Annotated in this window: 9 protein-coding genes; 1 reads left to right on the top strand and 8 read right to left on the bottom strand. The window is 69.4% G+C overall.

The window, feature by feature from the left end; genetic code table 11:
* Positions 1-93 precede the first annotated feature (93 nt).
* From OIC96_RS49585 to cas3, 8 genes are all read right to left on the bottom strand, one after another.
* Complete coding sequence (locus OIC96_RS49585) at positions 94-966, bottom strand: ATP-binding protein (RefSeq protein ID WP_330301539.1); 873 nt, start codon at positions 964-966, stop codon at positions 94-96.
* Complete coding sequence (locus OIC96_RS49580) at positions 963-2,549, bottom strand: Mu transposase C-terminal domain-containing protein (RefSeq protein ID WP_330301540.1); 1,587 nt, start codon at positions 2,547-2,549, stop codon at positions 963-965. Before OIC96_RS49580 ends, OIC96_RS49585 begins: the two co-directional genes overlap by 4 nt.
* A gap of 40 nt (positions 2,550-2,589) precedes the next feature.
* A complete protein-coding gene (cas6e, locus tag OIC96_RS49575; protein ID WP_330301541.1) occupies positions 2,590-3,300 on the bottom strand; it encodes a type I-E CRISPR-associated protein Cas6/Cse3/CasE in 711 nt (236 codons plus the stop codon).
* On the bottom strand, positions 3,297-4,088 hold the full coding sequence (cas5e, locus tag OIC96_RS49570) for a type I-E CRISPR-associated protein Cas5/CasD (protein WP_330301542.1): 792 nt from the start codon (positions 4,086-4,088) through the stop codon (positions 3,297-3,299). The genes cas6e and cas5e overlap by 4 nt, the downstream gene beginning before the upstream one ends.
* Positions 4,085-5,287 (bottom strand): type I-E CRISPR-associated protein Cas7/Cse4/CasC, encoded by a 1,203-nt coding sequence (gene cas7e / locus OIC96_RS49565; protein ID WP_330301543.1) that lies wholly within the window; start codon positions 5,285-5,287, stop codon positions 4,085-4,087. Before cas7e ends, cas5e begins: the two co-directional genes overlap by 4 nt.
* Position 5,288: 1 nt before the next feature.
* Positions 5,289-5,999 carry a type I-E CRISPR-associated protein Cse2/CasB gene (locus OIC96_RS49560; protein WP_330301544.1) on the bottom strand — a complete coding sequence of 237 codons (711 nt, stop codon included), beginning with the start codon at positions 5,997-5,999 and terminating at the stop codon, positions 5,289-5,291.
* A 56-nt stretch (positions 6,000-6,055) separates the two neighbouring features.
* Positions 6,056-7,609: a type I-E CRISPR-associated protein Cse1/CasA gene (gene casA / locus OIC96_RS49555; RefSeq protein ID WP_330301545.1), complete on the bottom strand. Its 1,554-nt coding sequence runs from the start codon at positions 7,607-7,609 to the stop codon at positions 6,056-6,058.
* A 495-nt stretch (positions 7,610-8,104) separates the two neighbouring features.
* Positions 8,105-10,987: a CRISPR-associated helicase Cas3' gene (gene cas3 / locus OIC96_RS49550; protein WP_330301546.1), complete on the bottom strand. Its 2,883-nt coding sequence runs from the start codon at positions 10,985-10,987 to the stop codon at positions 8,105-8,107.
* 1,228 nt (positions 10,988-12,215) lie between these two features.
* Here cas3 and OIC96_RS49545 point away from each other — a divergent pair.
* A complete protein-coding gene (locus OIC96_RS49545; RefSeq protein ID WP_330301547.1) occupies positions 12,216-15,917 on the top strand; it encodes a hypothetical protein in 3,702 nt (1,233 codons plus the stop codon).
* Positions 15,918-15,986: the final 69 nt, after the last annotated feature.

Below are 15,986 nucleotides of genomic sequence, written 5' to 3'. Positions count from 1 at the left end.
GAGTGGGGGCATGAGCGTGGCAGCCGTCAGCGTCGCGGGATTCCCGTACCGCTGGTGCAGCCAGAATTCCGGGGTCATCAACCCTGGCCCCGTTCAGTCAGTGTGGCGTTGGGTGGGGTCGAGGCGGCTGAGGACGGCGCGCACTAGGTTCCGGCTGTAGGCAGGGGCAGGGAACGGTGCGGCCGCGTCGTGTGGCGTGGGCTGGTGTGGCGGATCTGCGGTGTGCCCCTTCGTGTCGGGGCCGCCGTGCTCTTCCCAGAGCAGGTAGGTGATTTTGGCCCACTGGCGGAAGTTGCCGTGGCAGGCGGCGTCGTCGATCCACAGCAGTTCGTCGGTGGGTACGTCCGCCCAGAGCGGGTGGTACTGGGGAATGACGGTGAGGACTTCTGCGGGGGTGAGGGGCTTGTAGCGCTGCCAGATGAGGATGCGGGAGTCAAGGGCCGGCCGGTTCTTGATTTTCTGGTAGCAGGTTTCGGCTCCGACCAGGACGACGGCGAGGCGGGTGTCCTCGTCGTCCCAGAGTTCGCGGATGAATTCGAAGGTCCGGGTGTCCAGCCACTGTGCTTCGTCGACGACCAGGACGCGTGAGGTGTCGGACAGTGCTTCTTTGAGCATGGCTTCGCAGCGGGTGCTGTTGAGGGGGGCCTCGCCGGGCAGGTCGAGCTTTTTGTACAGGGCGGCGCGCAGGGCCTGGATTTTGGCGGAGCCGACTTTGATGCGGAGCGTGGTGTGGGGGGCGAGGTCGTCGAGGTGGCTGTTGACGGCGAAGGTCTTGCCCAGGCCGACGCCGCCGTGGATGCACATGATGGCGCCCTTGCCTGCGTCGGCGTTGAGGGTGGTGACGAGGTTGGCGTAGGTCTCTGCGCTGGCGTCGGTCAGCATGGCGCGGGCGCCGGGCAGGCCCATGTAGTGGTAGTTGGGGCCGGTGGCCAACTGGCCTTCGGGCGTGGTGGTCGGGTGGGTCACTCGGTGTCCTGGGGCTTGGGGTCGGGCAGGGGTTTGGTCCAGCGGGTGGAGGAGGGTGTGGGCCGGTTGAGGAGGTCGGGCCGGGCCTCGATGTGCAGGTCTGCTTCCGGTGTCTGCAACTGACGTAGCTGTGCGGCTGCTTGGCTGGCGGTGAGCCGGTTGAGGGGCTCGGGTGTGGCGGCGACGCTGGTGGCGGCGTAGCGGGGTTTGGCGTTCTTGCGGGCGCGGCGGGCTTTGGCGGCGTAGCGGTCGGCTTCGCGCTGGCGGGCGTTGCGCAGTGCGCGGGCTTGGCGGGGGCTCATCTCGTCGCTGCGGAAGGCGGGGCCGCGGTAGGTGAGGGTGTCGGCGTCGTAGAGCTCGACGCGGTGGTAGTGGTGGGGTTCGTGGCGCAGGCGGACCATCTCGCCTGCGCTGCCGTGGCCGTGCATCCATTCGCCGACGTAGTAGGCGCTGTTCCAGCGGACGCCCTTGCTGGTGATTTTCAGGGGTGGCCCGGCGTCGTTGAGGGTGTAGGTGTGCAGGTCGCCGGGGTCGAGGGTGTCGATGGGGGTGAGGTCGGCGTGCCAGGCCTGGGCGGGGGTGCGCCGGTGGAGGCGGGCGATGGTGTGGTCGTTGTTCCACCAGTCCACCCAGTCGAGGACGACGGTGACGAAGGTTTCGTAGTCGAGGAGTTCGTTAAGGGCCCACAGGGGCTGTCCGCGGCGGTCGCGGCGGCTTCGGGGGGTGTGGGCGTAGCCGGGCAGGCCCTTGAACAGCATGTGCTTGGCGGCGCCGTTGATGGCTTCGACGGTGCCTTTGAGGTGGGGGCTGTAGGGCGGCAGGACGATCAGTTCGGTGCCGAACTTCTGGAAGGCCTCGGCTACGCACTTGCCCAGGAAGTCACGGCCGCGGTCGACTCTCACCTTGCGGGGGATGCCGCCGAAGGGCCGGTGGTGATCGGTGCAGAGGATGGCGTCGCGGGCGGCGGCCAGGATGGCGTCCTGGCTGGGCTGGTGGGGGGTGATGGCCAGGCCGCAGATGACGGCGGTGGCGTGGTCGATGAACCAGGTGATCCACGGTTTGCTGCGGTGTCCGTCGACGTTGACGAAGACGCTGGCTTCGACGTGGTCGGTCTCCCAGACGTCGTTGCGGTTGCCGTGCGGGCGTAGGGCGTGGACGTCGTGTCGGCGGCGGCCTGCTTCGCCGTTCTTGAGGGCGGCGCGCTGCCCGGCGCTGAGTTCGCGGTTGACGGCGCGGTAGAAGGTGGCCTGGGAGGCCCGGGGCGGGGTGCCGAGGTGGCCGTCGGCGACGAGTGCGAGGTAGGCGCTCGCCACGTTGCCGTGCCATTGGGCCAGGGCTTCGTGCATGGCCGGGGTGAGGGTGAAGTGGCGACGGCCTTGGGGGGTGTAGGTGCCGTTGTGGGCGCCGGCGTTGTCCATCCAGCGTCGCACGGTGCGCCAGTGGACGGTGAAGGCGTCGGCGATGGTGCGTACGTCGTGGTGGGTCAGGCGTTCGGTGTCGCGCAGACGCAGCAGGCGGCGGACCGCGGCGGCGCGGAGGGAGGTGGTGTCGTAGGGGCCGTCGGGTGAGGGCGTGGCGGGCACGGGGTCCGGGATCTTCCTTGGGGTGGTGGGTGGGGGTGGGTCAGGCGGGGGCGAGGGAGAGCAGGCCGGCGCCGTAGGGCTTGCCGCGGCCGATGCCGGTGAGTACGGCGTGGCGCAGTTGGTCGGGGTCGGTGATGGTGGCGAGGCCGTCGAAGCGGGTCAGTGCGTGCCGGAAGACGTCTGGTTGCTTGTCGCCGCCGTGCTGTCTGGTGACGGGGTGGCGGGATCGGCGTACAGGGGTGAGGGCGGTGCTGTGCAGGGCGAGTCCTGCGTGGGTGGCTTTGCGCTTCCACCAGGTGAGGGCGTCGTCGCCGTGCAGGGGTACGTCTGTGTGGCGGGGTTTGGTCTCGGTGTCGAAGAAGGGGTCGCTGTCGGTGCATTGGCGGCGGGCGCTGGCGTTGGCGGTGATGCGGTAGCGCACGCGTCGGCCGGGGGTGAGGGCCGTCAGCATGGGGGTGAGGTCACGGGTTTCGGCGCTGCCGTAGGTGGCGGGCAGGCGGGTGAGGTCGGGCGGCAGCTGGGACTGGACGAGCAGGGTGGGCGGGGTGTGGCGGGTGGCGTGTTCGAGGCGGAAGAGCAGTCCGGCCTGCTGGCGGGGGTGTTCGCCCAGTCCTTCGGGGGCCAGCAGCATGATCGTCTTGTGCAGGCTGCCCGGGTGGGCCAGGTCGCGGCGGACGTCGGGGTTGCGGAGGTTGAGGTGGATGCGGATCAGGGTTGTTGTGCTGGTGTCGGGTTCGGTCTGAAGGCTCATCGGGGGGTGTCCTGCTGGATGTAGGCGGCCAGGGCGTTGATCGTGGGCTGGGCGGCGTACAGGGTGGCGGGCAGCTGTTCGGTGGTGCGCCAGACCCGGCGGGTGTGGTGGAAGCGCCGGGTGGGGGTGAAGTCGACGGGTACGTCGGCGAGTTCGCGGTGCACGTTGGCGGCAGGGGTGTGCACAGGCGGGTGCTCCCAGACGAAGTCGGCCGGCACGGTGTCCTGTTCGGGGCGGGGTGGGGCGGGAAGGCTGAGCGGGGCCCGGGTCAGGAGTTCGTGGACGGGGTCGGGATGCGGGCCGCGCAGGACGAGGGGTTCGTCGGGGGCACAGGCGCGGCGCCCCAGGTAGGGGGCGAAGGCGGGCTGCTCCAGGCGGCTGGTGATCTTTTCCAGGAGCGGGTCGGGTCCTTGGACGGCGACGGTGAAGACGGCGTCGGCCAGGTAGACGCGGTGGCTGATGAAGGTGGATGCCTTCTGGCTGCGGTAGTTGCCGCTGCTGGTAGACAGGCCCTGTTTGTGGGGGCGGCCTCCGCCGGCGGTGTGGTAATCGGTGTGGCGGTGGCCGGGTCGGTCGATGCGGACGGTGAAGCGCAGGTCGGCGTAGGGGACAGTCCCGGTGGCCGGGTCGGGTGTCAGGGCCTGTTCGCGAGGGCGGCCGTCGGCGGCGGCGAACAGGCCGATGAGGGCGGAGCGGGTGGGGAAGGCGACGGTGTCGCGGTAGCGGAAGGCGGCGTGTTCTCCGAAGGCCATGAGCGGGGCGGCCAGGCGCAGCAGGATGCCGTTCATGCGGCCGACCGTGAGGGGGACGGCTGGGCGGCGGCTTTGGTGAGGGCGTCGGTCAGGTCCTGGAAGGAGGTGTGGGCGGTACCGATGTGGTCGACGGGGGTGTCTTGCAGGGTGGCGTAGCCATGGGTGATGCGGCGGCGGTCGCCCAGTAGCCGGTTGAGGGCGTCGGCGTGCTGGGACAGTGCGTGGACGGCGGGCTGGGTGTGGCCGCCGCCGCGAGCGTGTTTGACGGGCTGTTCGAAGGCGGCGGCGTAGGAGACCGGGCGGCGGTCGCGGATGGCGTAGTGGACCAGGTGGGGCAGGGTGTGCGGGGCGGTGGAGGTCTTCTTCGCCTGGGGCAGGGCTTCGATGAACGCCTCGGTGAACAGGGCCAGTAGGCACAGGGCCTGGTCGTCGTCGCCGTCCAGATTGCGGGTGAGTTCGGTGAGGTTGACGGTGGCGTAGCGGTAGAGGATGCCAGTGGTGAAGAAGCCGGTCTGCAGGTGCGCGCTGCCGGTGTCGTGCGGGGCGGCCCAGTCCTCGACGGCGGTGAAGTAGTCGGGCTGCGGGTCGCTTTGATGGACGGTGAAGGCGTGGGCCATCTGCACGGCGCCGTCCACGTGGGCGCCGGGGAGCTCGGCGAGCATGCGGCCGAACAGGTTGATGGTGGCCGTCCGTCGCTTGATGAGGGATGCGACCGTGCGGGTGGGCAGGACGGCGGGCACGGTGCTGTCCTTGGGCTTTTTGCGGCCGCCCTTGGACTCGGCGGCAGCGGCGACCGCTTGGGTGCGGGCCTCTTCCAGCTGCGGTCGGTGTTCCTGGCACAGGTCGACCATGTCGGAGAGGGTGTCGCGCGGCAGGTAGAGGAGGGCGGAGGTGATGCCGCCTTGGTTTTCTTCGGTCTTCAGGCCCTCTCTGCTGGCTGAGCGGGCGATCTGGGCGCCGGCGAAGGCGGCCAGCTCCGCCGGCCAGCCGGTCTCGCTCAGGGCGTCGGCCACGCGCAGGGGAAGCATGCGGGTGCGGGCGGCGTGTTCGTCGAGTTCCTCCTCCAGCATGAGGCGGATGGCCCGCTTCCAGGCCTGCGAGGAGACCATCCCTCTGACGGCGCCGCCCAGCAGCAGTGTCTTGGGCTCGTCGTCCTCCCCTCGGTTGAGCAGCGAGGCGGGTACCGGGTGCAGGGCGTGCAGGTCGATGTAGCGGGCGGGTGCGTAGGGGGTCATGTCAGTCTTCCTGGGACGCGAGGCGGTCGAGGGTCTGGAAGTAGGAATCGCGCCAGCGGGCGGCGGTGTGCAACCGGTCGTCGTCCCACCAGGCCAGGTCTTCCAGCAGGACGGCGAAGTCGAGGCGGGCGGCATGACGGCTGCTCAGGTGGGCGGCCAGGGTCCACAGCCGGGGGTGCAGCAGCGGGGTGGACAGCCGGGTGAGGGTTTTGACGCGGTCGTCCATGCGGGGTTGTTTGAAGCCGTGGCGGCCCACGGCGAGGGCCAGAGTGGTACCGAGATTCGGGCGGGCCCGCCAGTGCGGTCCGGGTGTCTTCTGCCCTGGTGCGGGATCGTCTGCCGCCGTGGCGCCCGGGGCGGGCGCCCGGAGCGGTTCCTGCCGCTGGGAGGCGTTCTCGATGTCCGGCAGAAGCGGATCGTCGGCTGGGCCGTCGGGGGCGGGGTGAGCGGACTCCGGGGTGTAGGGGCCGTCTTCGTGGGCGAGGTGGCGCTGCATGGCGATGAGGCTGGCGACGGTGTAGTGCGCGCGGCGGGCACCGAAGCGGGCGGTCCGGGCGGAGAGGTATTTCTGCATCCGCTCGCATTCTTCGACGGGGCGTCCCCGGCCGGAGGCGAGGTCGGCTCGGACGCCGTTGAGGGAGCACAGCTCGATGACCTCGGCGACGAAGTCGTCGTAGTGGGCGCGGCGTTGCGCGGTGGTGAGCGTGGGCAAAGGGGAGTTCCTCGGTGCGGAGGGCGTCTGGTGAAGGCGGTGGCCGGCAGGGGGTGTCAGGAGGTGCGGCGGGGGGTGGGGTGCGGCGGGCGGCGCAGTTCGGTTACCGCTGCGGCGACCGCGCGGGCGGTGAGGAAGTGCTGGGTGATCGCCGGGCGGGTGACGTCTTGCAGCACGGCGACGGCCTCGGCGGCGAACGCTGCCCGTGCGTTGTGGTCGGGGTGCTCGAGCAGGCGCCAGAAGACGGTCTCGGCGCGGGGCCAGTACGCGGCGCGGGCTTGCTTCGTCCATGCAGGCAGCCGTTTGGGGGGTCTGGAGCTGCGGTGGGTTGCGGTGGAGGGTGTGGTGACGGTGCGCCAGGCCTGGCGGGAGACCTCGTCCAGGCGTGTGCCGATGTCTTCGGCCGCGATCCGGCATTCGGCGATCCTCTCCGCGGTGTCCGGGTCGTGTTCCTGTGTCCAGGGCCAGATCGGCGGGGTCAGGGCCGTGTACCAGGTGCGGTTGTTGGTCCGGCCTTCCTGGTCAAAGCCGTGGACGCGGACACGGAGGCGGGCGCGCAGGTCGGGGGGCAGGTCGTTGAGAGTGGTGAAGGCGTCGGGGCGTTGGACGGTGGAGGTTTCGTCGCCGGCGAGCAGGAGGGCGTCCAGGTCGCGCCACAGGGCGCGGTCGGCGTCCGCGCGGCGGGGCTTGTGGCGTTCATTGACGGGTTTGTTCGTGTCGAGGTGGTGGATGAGGAACGGGTCTGTGGCGAGGAGTTTGGTCTCGGTCGCCCAGGTCACGTAGGCGTCGGTGACCTGTCGGCCGTCTGCGGAGGGGATCAGGAGGAGGGCGTGGCAGGAGCGGCCGGTCAGCAGCCGGCCCGGCCAGGTCACTGCGGGCGGCGGTGCCAGTGGGTCCGGCAGTTCGGGTTCTTCCCACGGGCACCGGTCTGTTGCGTCGGGCCAGTGGTCGGCGGGTTTGGGCAGGCCCGCGAGGAGCGTTTCGTACAGGGTGCGGCCCAGGGGGTGGAAGGAGAGGGTGGAGCGTAAGGGGCCGGCCGTTGCGTTGCCGAGGCGCCGGTCTCCGATGGCGCGCACGGAGCATGTGCCGGAAGCGCCGTAGTAGTGGTGGATGAGCAGGTGCCACAGTGCCTGTGCGCTGGGGACGGGCTGCGGGTCGGTGTCGGTGTGTGGGCTCAGCCAGGCCAGGTTGTTGCCCTCTGGGCGGCCGAAGACCAGTTTGTTGACTCCGGCCCGGTCTTTGCACTGCACGGCCAGCCTGGGGTCTTGCAGGAAGGGCCGTGCGGGATCGAACAGGTCCCAGGTGTGCTTCTCGAAGTAGCCGTGGATCGCGTCGGCGTCGAAGCCGTCGGGTTCCTTCAGCAGCGCGCGGCGGCGGGCGGCCCACTCCCCCACGCCCATCTCCGGATCGTCCAGCCCCGTCGTGCGGGCCACGATCGCGATCAGCAGGCGCAGCACCGCGGAGGCTGCCGGTGGCAGGGGCAGTGCCAGATCCTCGATTTCGTGGGCGCGCAGCAGCAGCTCGCGCCATCCCAGGTATTCCTGGTGCCCGTCGAGGAACAGGGCGGGAATACAGGGCTCTTTGTCCGTTGGGTATAACGGCGCAGGCACAGAGGCGCTCCAAATGCCGGGCAGAAGAAATGGCGGGAACGGTGAGGGAGAGGGTTTCCCTGTCAGTACTGGGGCTGGTCCGTCGTGTGACGGCAACCAGGCAGCAGCAGAAGGCCGCCGGTCCGGTAAGGATGCAGGCGACGGTCAAGTCGCGCCCAGGAGACCGGAGTTGCCGCCGGTAGAGCACCAGGGGGTGCGGTGCTTACCAACGCGGCAGCGCAGGAGGGAATGCGTGACGACGGGTTCAAACGTGCGCCCCGTTGCCACATTTCCATATTAGCCAGCGCCGACAGTTCTCCGAACCACACCGTTCACCTTTTAATTACCGGCGGGTCCACCTCTTTTGAGTCGTCATCACCGGCTCAAGAGCGCAACTTGCCTGGCTCCGTGCGCACTTGACCGCACGTGCTTTCGCAGAACGGGGCGGACGGGGTGGGACGTCCAGGTCAGCTGTCTGGCAGAGACGACACATTCGCACGGCCGGCGACGAGGCATTCATTCCCTGCCGTGAACCAGTCCCAGCACGGGGTCGAGGCGCAGAGTGTGGCGGCCGAAGCGCACGGCCTCGTGGGGGTGGGCGGCGGTGTGCGGCAGCAGCACCAGGTCTGCGAGCAGGGCGTGCTTCTGCCAGGCCGTGGGGGCGTGATGTTCGCGGCGCAGGTCGGCGACCCAGGCGGCGGGAACGGGCAGGGTGTGCCGCAGGATGGTGCGGATCTGCGCGAGGGTCGGCTCCCGGTCCAGGGAGAGCAGCTGGGCGCCGTCCGCATCGAGGGCGAAGCGGCCGGCCGGGGTGCGGTAGAGGGGCAGGAGGCGGCGGGGCATGATGCCCAGGCGGGTGGCGGCGTCGCGGGCGTTAAGGCGCTGTCGGTGCAGGTCGGCCAGCGCGAGCGTGTGTCGTTGGGTGGGGATGAGGTGCAGGGCGCTGCGGTGTTCCTCGACGCGGCGTCGGGTCTGATAGGCGCGGTAGCGGTGTTCGAGGGCGGGTGCGGTGCGGGCGAGGTCTTCGGCGTCGCCATGCACGGTTTCGACCAGGTGGTGGACGTCGTCGGGCAGGTTGAGCGTGAGGGTGCCCTCGGGCTGGCGGGCCAGGTAGGCGGCGGTGGCGTGGGGCAGGAAGGGAGGGTCCAGGGTGCGCCAGGCGGCCGGGAGGAGCGTGTCGCCCTCATGGCCGGTGGGCTGCAGGACGATCAGCCGGGCGTGCGTGCGCCGGCGCAGCCAGGCGGGTCTGCGGCTGGACGCGGGGCCCCACAGGTGCTCGAAGCGCCAGAGGCGGCCCAGGCGTTGCAGGAGGGTGTGCAGGGGGGCGAGGTCGCTGACCATGACGTCGACGTCGACGTCGAGACTCATGTCGAGAAGGCTGGTGGTCACGACGACGAGGCGGGCGGGGCGTTCGCCGGTGCGTCCGAGGCGGCTGCGGATATGGCGGGTAAGGGTCTCTCGCTGGTGGCCGGGCAGGCGGGCGTGCAGCAGCACCAGCTGGTCGTTAGGTCCGCCCTGCCAGTCCAGCATGTCGTGGAGGTGCTGGTAGGTGCGCTGTCCGTCGGCCACGGTCGCGCACACCACGACGGCGCAGCCGCCGTTCTCAACGACGGGCGCGATCTCGGCGGTGATGCGCTCGAGTCGGCTCTCGCGGGCGGGCGCATTGCCGGGGTCGGTCTGCGTGTCGTGGCGTACCGGGTAGAGACGGATCTCAGCAGTGCGGCGAAAGCGCCGGGCATGCTCGTCGGCCGCCTGCGGGTCGATGCGGGTGAGTGAGGCGTCGGCGGCCGCGGCGAACAGCCAGCCCGGGTAGGCGGGCGTCCAGTCCCGGTCTGCGAGCACGGTGCGGGAGTGGCCTGCTCCGGCGAGGTAGCTGCGCACCAGCTCGTTGCTGGTGCGGGCCGGGAGGGTGGCGGACAGCAGGACGACGGGGCAGCCCAGTGCCCCCAGCCAGTTCAGCAGGCGGCCCAGCATCTGCTGCATGAACGGGGTCAGGGCGTGCACCTCGTCCACGATGACGGTCCGCCCGGACAAAGCCAGCTGGCGCAGCATGCTGAAGCGGACTGGGAGCGCGGCCATGAGGGCCTGGTCGACGGTGGCGACGGTGAACTGGGCCAGCAGCGCGCGGTCCCAGCCGCGCAGCCAGCCGTCCGGCACGGTCACCCGCTTCTCGGGCCGCTGCGCCGTCCCCTCCCCGTCGCCTTCTCCACCGCCGAGATCGTCGGGCCAGAACTCGTCGGTGGTGGACGGCTCGTGGGCGGCGAGGCGGTGGTCGGTGTAGGCGGTGTTGAGATAGTCGTAGCTGTGCACCAGGGAGACCGGGGCATGCTCGGGGCGGTGCGCGGCCACATACGCCTCAAGCACGTCGTAGGCGGCGTCCGTGGTGGCGGTCGTCGGCAGCAGCCAGACGATGCCAGCCGTATCGCCCCCGGCGTTGAAGATACGGGCGGCTTCCAGAGCGGTGATGGTCTTGCCGCCACCGGTGGCATCGGTGACCACCACGATGCCCGGCCCCTTCTCCCCCACGACGGCGGTGAGCTGCCGAATCAGGGAGGCCTGCAGGTCGTTCGGTTGCGCGACACCGCGGTGGGCCTGGGCGAACGAGGTGTCGGGCAGGGTGATGCGGGCCAGACCCGACTGGTCGAGCACGGCCGCGGCATCCTTGACGGCCTGGGCGTAGTGCTCGCCGGCACCGAAGGCGGGCGCCTGCGCCTTGGGCAGCCAGTAGTGGCGCTGGCTGGCCAGCCGGTCCGCGACAACTCCGACACCGGTGATCAGTACCGCGGCCGGTACCGAGACCCTGGCGGGCACCGCGGTGGCACCGGTCAGGTGCCGCAGGAGGAAAAAGTAGCGGCGCCGCAGGTCCTGCCAGAGCGGGCCGCCCAACGCGCCATTGACCCGCGCCGCCTGGGCCGCACCGTCGAGGTCGAGCTGAAGGAACCGGCCGTGATGGCCGCCCAGCATCTGCGCCACCCGCACCCCAGGGCTGTCCGAGGTGCCGACCGGGTAACCGGCCTCCGCCAGGAGCTGCAGCACACCGTGCATGGAAGCCCGCTCATGCCGCATGCGCCGCCAGCCAGCAGTGTCCGCGCGCAGCGCCTCGCTCACCCGCGCCCACGGATGCTCCTCTTGCTCCTGGAAAGCAGAGAGCTTGCCCAGATCATGCAGGCCAGCGATGAACATCACCAGGCAGCGGGCCTCCGCCACCGCCACCCCAAGCCCTGCGGAAATCAACTGCCGCTGCCCGCACGTCAAGAACCGGTCCCACACCTCACCAGCGATCGCCGCGGTATCCAGCAGGTGAAACAACAGCGGATACACCGCCAGCAGACCCCGGTCGAACTTGCCCCACGGCGTCAGGTCAATCCCACCGAACCGGGCGTCCTCCCGTACCCCCACAATCACCCTCCGCACTCCAACTACCGCCTAGAACCGTTGCGTTAAGACATCCTGCCCTGTTGTGATCACCACCCCGGCCACCGGCCGCCCGGGCGGGCTCTTCGACCACGGTGCCGGAGTCTCTCCGGGGCGAGACGTCCCCACTCCGTGAGGATCTATTACTGCTGGTCATGACGCCATCGTGCATGTGCCCACCGTTCCCCACGTACGAGCGGTTGCCCCATAGGAGGCCCGCGCGCGGCGGCATGGCATGCGAACTCATAGGCGAACGCCACAAGACTTTCGACCGAAACCTCGTTCTCGCACTGCAACCGCTCGGGGCAAAGCACTTTCACAGGCGCGCTACCCCGGTATCATCGGCCCGGGTAAAGCGAGCAACTCGTCCCGTAGATCTTTGAACCTGCAGGCGGGCGAGGGCGCTCCCCACACGCGTGGGGGTCAGCCGTACAGCAGGGCGGCGAGCTGAGCGATGCGCGGCCTTCCCTACGCCAGTGGGGGTCTGTCCACGAAGGCCCAGGCCAGCAGCACGCTCTTCAGGTTCTCCCCACGCACGTGGGAGACAGTCCAGGGACTTGTCGTCCCGCCAACTCGGCTAAAGTAGGCAAAAATCGGCTGGCTGATCTTCAAACTCGCAGGTGAATGAGGGGGTTCCCCACACGCGTGGGGGTCTTTTCGAGGCCGCCCGGCTCAACGGCCGGCACGATCTGGGTTCCCCACACGCGTGGGGGTCTTTCCCCGGCCATCTACGGCGTGAGGGCGGGTAACTGGGGTTCCCCACACGCGTGGGGGTCTTTCCACCAGACCCCTCCGTCCGTGTGGCCGCAGCGAGGGCTCCCCACACGCGTGGGGGGTCTGTCGACCCTGGCCGTCAACACCTGCCTGCGCGAGTTGCTCTCCCCACAGATGTGGGGGTCTTTCCGTGGCCTCGTCGACGAATCGGGAGTTGTCGTTAGTCTTCCCCACACGCGTGGGGGTTTTTCGTACGCCGGTCCCTACCGGCTGACCCTCACGCCGTCTTCCCCATACGCGTGGGGGTCTATCGGTGAACTGGGCCCACCCAATCCAGCCCACCGCGTGTTCCCCGCACAGTTGGGGGCCTATCCATAGCGCGTGAGCCTGCAGCGACCTGAGGCCGAAAGCCGTCGCAGATCCTGCTGTGTGGACACCCGTTGTCAGACCCCGTGCCTAGTCTTACGGCGACAAGTCGGCTTCAGCGCAGGGGGTTTGCGTGGCGTTCGACGGTGGGCGGGTTGCTGCTCGCGGATTCCAGTACCAGTATCTGCGCACGGTGGAAGCGCTGCTGGCCAGTGTGCGGAACGGCGAAGCAGCTGGGTGCCGTATCGAGGGGCCTGGGAACGCGGTGTCGCTCCAGCATGTGGATTCGGTCGATTTCGATCTGGCCGACGCCGCTGGCCGCTCGTTGATGGCGGTACAGGTGAAGAGCGCCGGAGCGGGGCGGACTGTGAGGGCGCGAGAGGCGGTGACGGTGCTGGTGCATCTGGTCACCGGTTTCGAGGCCGAGCAGTACCGGTTGATCACCTCGGCTGCGCCGGACGAAGGATGTCTGCGGCTGGCTGAGGTGTTGCGCCGTCATGGCGGTGATGTTCCTCTGCTCAAAGCGGACTTGCGGGAGCTTCTGGTTCGGGCGCCGACCGCGTGGGGTATCTGTCAGGCTTTGTCCGAGGAGCACTGGGAACGTCTGGGGCGTGCGGGGATCGAGTTCGATGGCCGCAGCGACGGGCAGTTGCGTGAGGATCTCCACAATGCGCTGCGCACCGAACGGGAGCATGCCGGGCAGGGGTTGTCGCACAGGGCCGGGGGGCTGGTGCTGGGCCACTTGGTGGCCGAGGTCATGCGCCGGGCGGCCGACCCTGACCTGGCGCACTGGGACGTGCGGGAGTTTCGCCGGTCGGTGCTGGTCAGCGACGAGGAACTGACCTCAGCTGTCGGCCGGCACGAGCTCGGGATCGTCTACGGACAGATGCCGCCCCTTCCTGAGGTTGAGCGCGCGGATCTCGTCGATGGAATCGGAGAGATCCTCTCTTCCGGTGGGGACGGCGCCGTGGGCATCCGAACGTGTGTCATCACCGGGCTGTCGGGACTGGGCAAGTCGAGCCTGGCCGCGGCACACATCGCTGATCAGGCCTTCCGCTATGACGCGGTGTTCTGGGTAGACGCCGAGAGCGAGGAGGCCTTGGTCGCGTCGTTTGCCCGCGTGCTGGCACATCTGACCGGCAGTGAGGAACCGGCCGAGGTGCGGGATCCGCGGCTGGTGCGCGAGCGGGTGCATGCCGAGTTGCAGTCCCTGCCGGGGCCGTGGCTAATGGTGTTCGACGACGCCAGTGCGCCCGTTGCCCGTGCCTGGATACCACGTAGCGGGCGGGGCAGGATCATTGTCACCACTCTGGGCGGCCACTGGCACGGTGTGCAAGGGCGCATCGATCTGAGCCCGATGAGCAGCGAGGAAGCACTCCGCTTGGTGCAGCTGCGGCTGGACTTGAGTGAGGGCCAGGTTGAGCAGTACGCGTCGTCGCTGTCCGGGCTGGCCCAGGTCCTGGAGTGCTGGCCGCTGGCGATCGAGGTGGCCTGCGGCTATCTGGTCACCTGCGGTATCGGCCTGGACCGGCTTCCCGCCTACACGAATACGCTGATCCACCGGGCCGCGGACGATGAGCGGTTGGTGCCTGCCGGGTATCCGCGGACGCTGGCGGCGGCCGTCGCGCTGAGCACCGAGCGTCTGATCAGCAGTGCCCGCTCCCGTGGCTTGCTACAGCCAACCCTGGCCACGGTGGCCGCACTGTGCTGGCTCGCCCCGCGCCGGGCACCGGTGCATCTAGCGTTGGCGAGCACGTTCGTCGGCCCCACAGACCTGCCGCCGGCTCCCGGATGGGTGGTGTTCGACGAGGCGCAGGTCCCGGTGCGCGAGGTCATCCGCGAACTGACCGATGTCTCCCTTGTCCGGTACGACGAGCCGCTACCAGCCCGCAAGGAGGCATTTCCCGGCAGTGAGGACACCGTGTCGATGAACGCGGTGCTGCAGGACATCCTGGCCCGACACCTGGGGCTGTCGCAGTCAGACGTAGCTGCGGGTCTGGCGCACGTGGCCTGCCACACCGACCGCTGGCTGCGCGGGGCCTTGCTCTCCGGGCAGGCCGAACGGACCTGGGAACTGGCCCAGCACGCCACCGCGCTGGTCGGGCACATCCGCTCAACACACACGGCCGACGGGTACACGGCCCTGCTCATGGGCAATCTGGCAGCGTTTCACCATGCTCACGGCCAGTACGACGCCGCCCACGCCCTGCTGGAGCTTGAGCTGGAATGGCTGGCACGAGCTGGCGACCCGGACGAGGGGATGGCCGCCCAGACGCACACCCTGCTCGCGCACCTCACCCAGCTGCGCAAGCAGGCCGACGCCGGCCACCGCATTTCTGCCCATTTGCTGCCCGTGCTGTCCTACCTCCGCCGGCTCGACGGGCCGCCGCCCGAGCCCGTCGCCCACCTCGCAGCCGAGGCATCGCGGATCCTGCAGAGGCACCTGCGCGACGAGCCGGACCCTGCGCTCGCGCAGCTGCTGGAGGACTTCCGTGTCCTGGCAGATGCACTGCCCCCCACCGAGTCAACGCAGGCGACGAAAGACCTCCTCGCCATCCAGGACCTGTTGGGACACAGCAAAGGCGAACGCGCCGAACACGCCGCAGCAACAGCCTTGACCAGGAGCACCGATCCATGGTCGCGGGCCACGGCCGACCTCAAACGCCTCCTCATCGAGGCGCTCGTCCTACAGGACAAGTGGGAGCAGGCCGATGCCGCGCTCAGCGACTTCCTGCCCTATGCCGGCCCCCGCACACTGTACGGATTCGCCCTGCACCACCTGGTGCACAACGTCGGCTGCCACTGCGCCTGGACGTGGGTGACCCAAGGAGAACAGCGTGCAGTGGAACTGCTGGGACGGCTGCTGAAGGAAACCAGCATCGCCGAGAATCCGGCGCTCGAGACGGCCACCGATGAGGCCCGGTTCATCCTGCTGCAGGTGGTGCACGACAGTTGGCGGGCCATGAACGGAAGCTCCCAGGACGAAGGGTTCCTGGAGCAGATGAGCCGGCTCAACGACAAGACGTTCACCGAACCCTACGACCCGGACAACGTGTGGGAGCGGATCTACTCCGGACTGATGCCGCGGCTGGCGGCCGTGATGGGTGAGACGGTGCACCGCCACTACCAGGAGGAGGGAGACGCCATCCTGGCCACCGACCTGCCCTCGCTCGAACGGGATCCAACAGTCAAAGACGCCTACGAGGCAGCCCGCTGCCACGCGGTGCTGTCGCTGTCCACAGATCCGGTCTACGGCAGCCTCGCCGGACGCTCCACCATCGACCTCCTCCTGCCGGAAGCCCGAAAGTTCCTGCCCGGCCCGAAGGCTCTGGCCATCCTGCAACCCCACAAGATGGTCGGCGCCACCTCCCCCAACACCGGCAAGTCCATCGAGCTCCAGGTCCACCGAGCCTGCGACAAGGGCCTGCGCCGACTGGCCGGACCGCAGCCCACCCTCATCTCACCCCAGCACCTCACCCTCATGCTGACCGGCCAGCAGCTGACCCTCGAACACGACGACGGCACCGTCATCGCCCGCGCGACCGTGCAGGCCTCCAGCCAATGGCGACAGGCGGCCCGCTCCCGCCATAGCGCGGTGGTCTACTTCGGCTACGGCTTCGCCCTCCACGACTCCCCCACGCACCGGCGACTCATGGCCTCACCCGCCGAACTGGGCCGCCACATCAACAGCGCCAGCGACAACGGCCTCCTCGCCGCAGGACTCGTATCCGTCCACCTCCAGCTCGCACCCTCCGTTCAGCACCGGCCGCCGGCTACAGCCCGCCAGCAACCCCGCCGGTCAACCCGCGCCCAACGGAAGAAACCCCACAGGTGAGCGCAACTACCGCGCTAGTGGCGATCCCAAATCCACCTACCGATCGGGCAGTTCAGGCCGAACCACCAA

The sequence above is a fragment of the Streptomyces sp. NBC_00775 genome, assembly GCF_036347135.1.
In the GTDB taxonomy this organism is placed as follows: Bacteria; Actinomycetota; Actinomycetes; order Streptomycetales; family Streptomycetaceae; genus Streptomyces; species Streptomyces lutosisoli.
The sequence above is the reverse complement of the archived record's forward strand: the minus strand, read 5'-3'. Positions and strand labels throughout refer to the sequence as shown.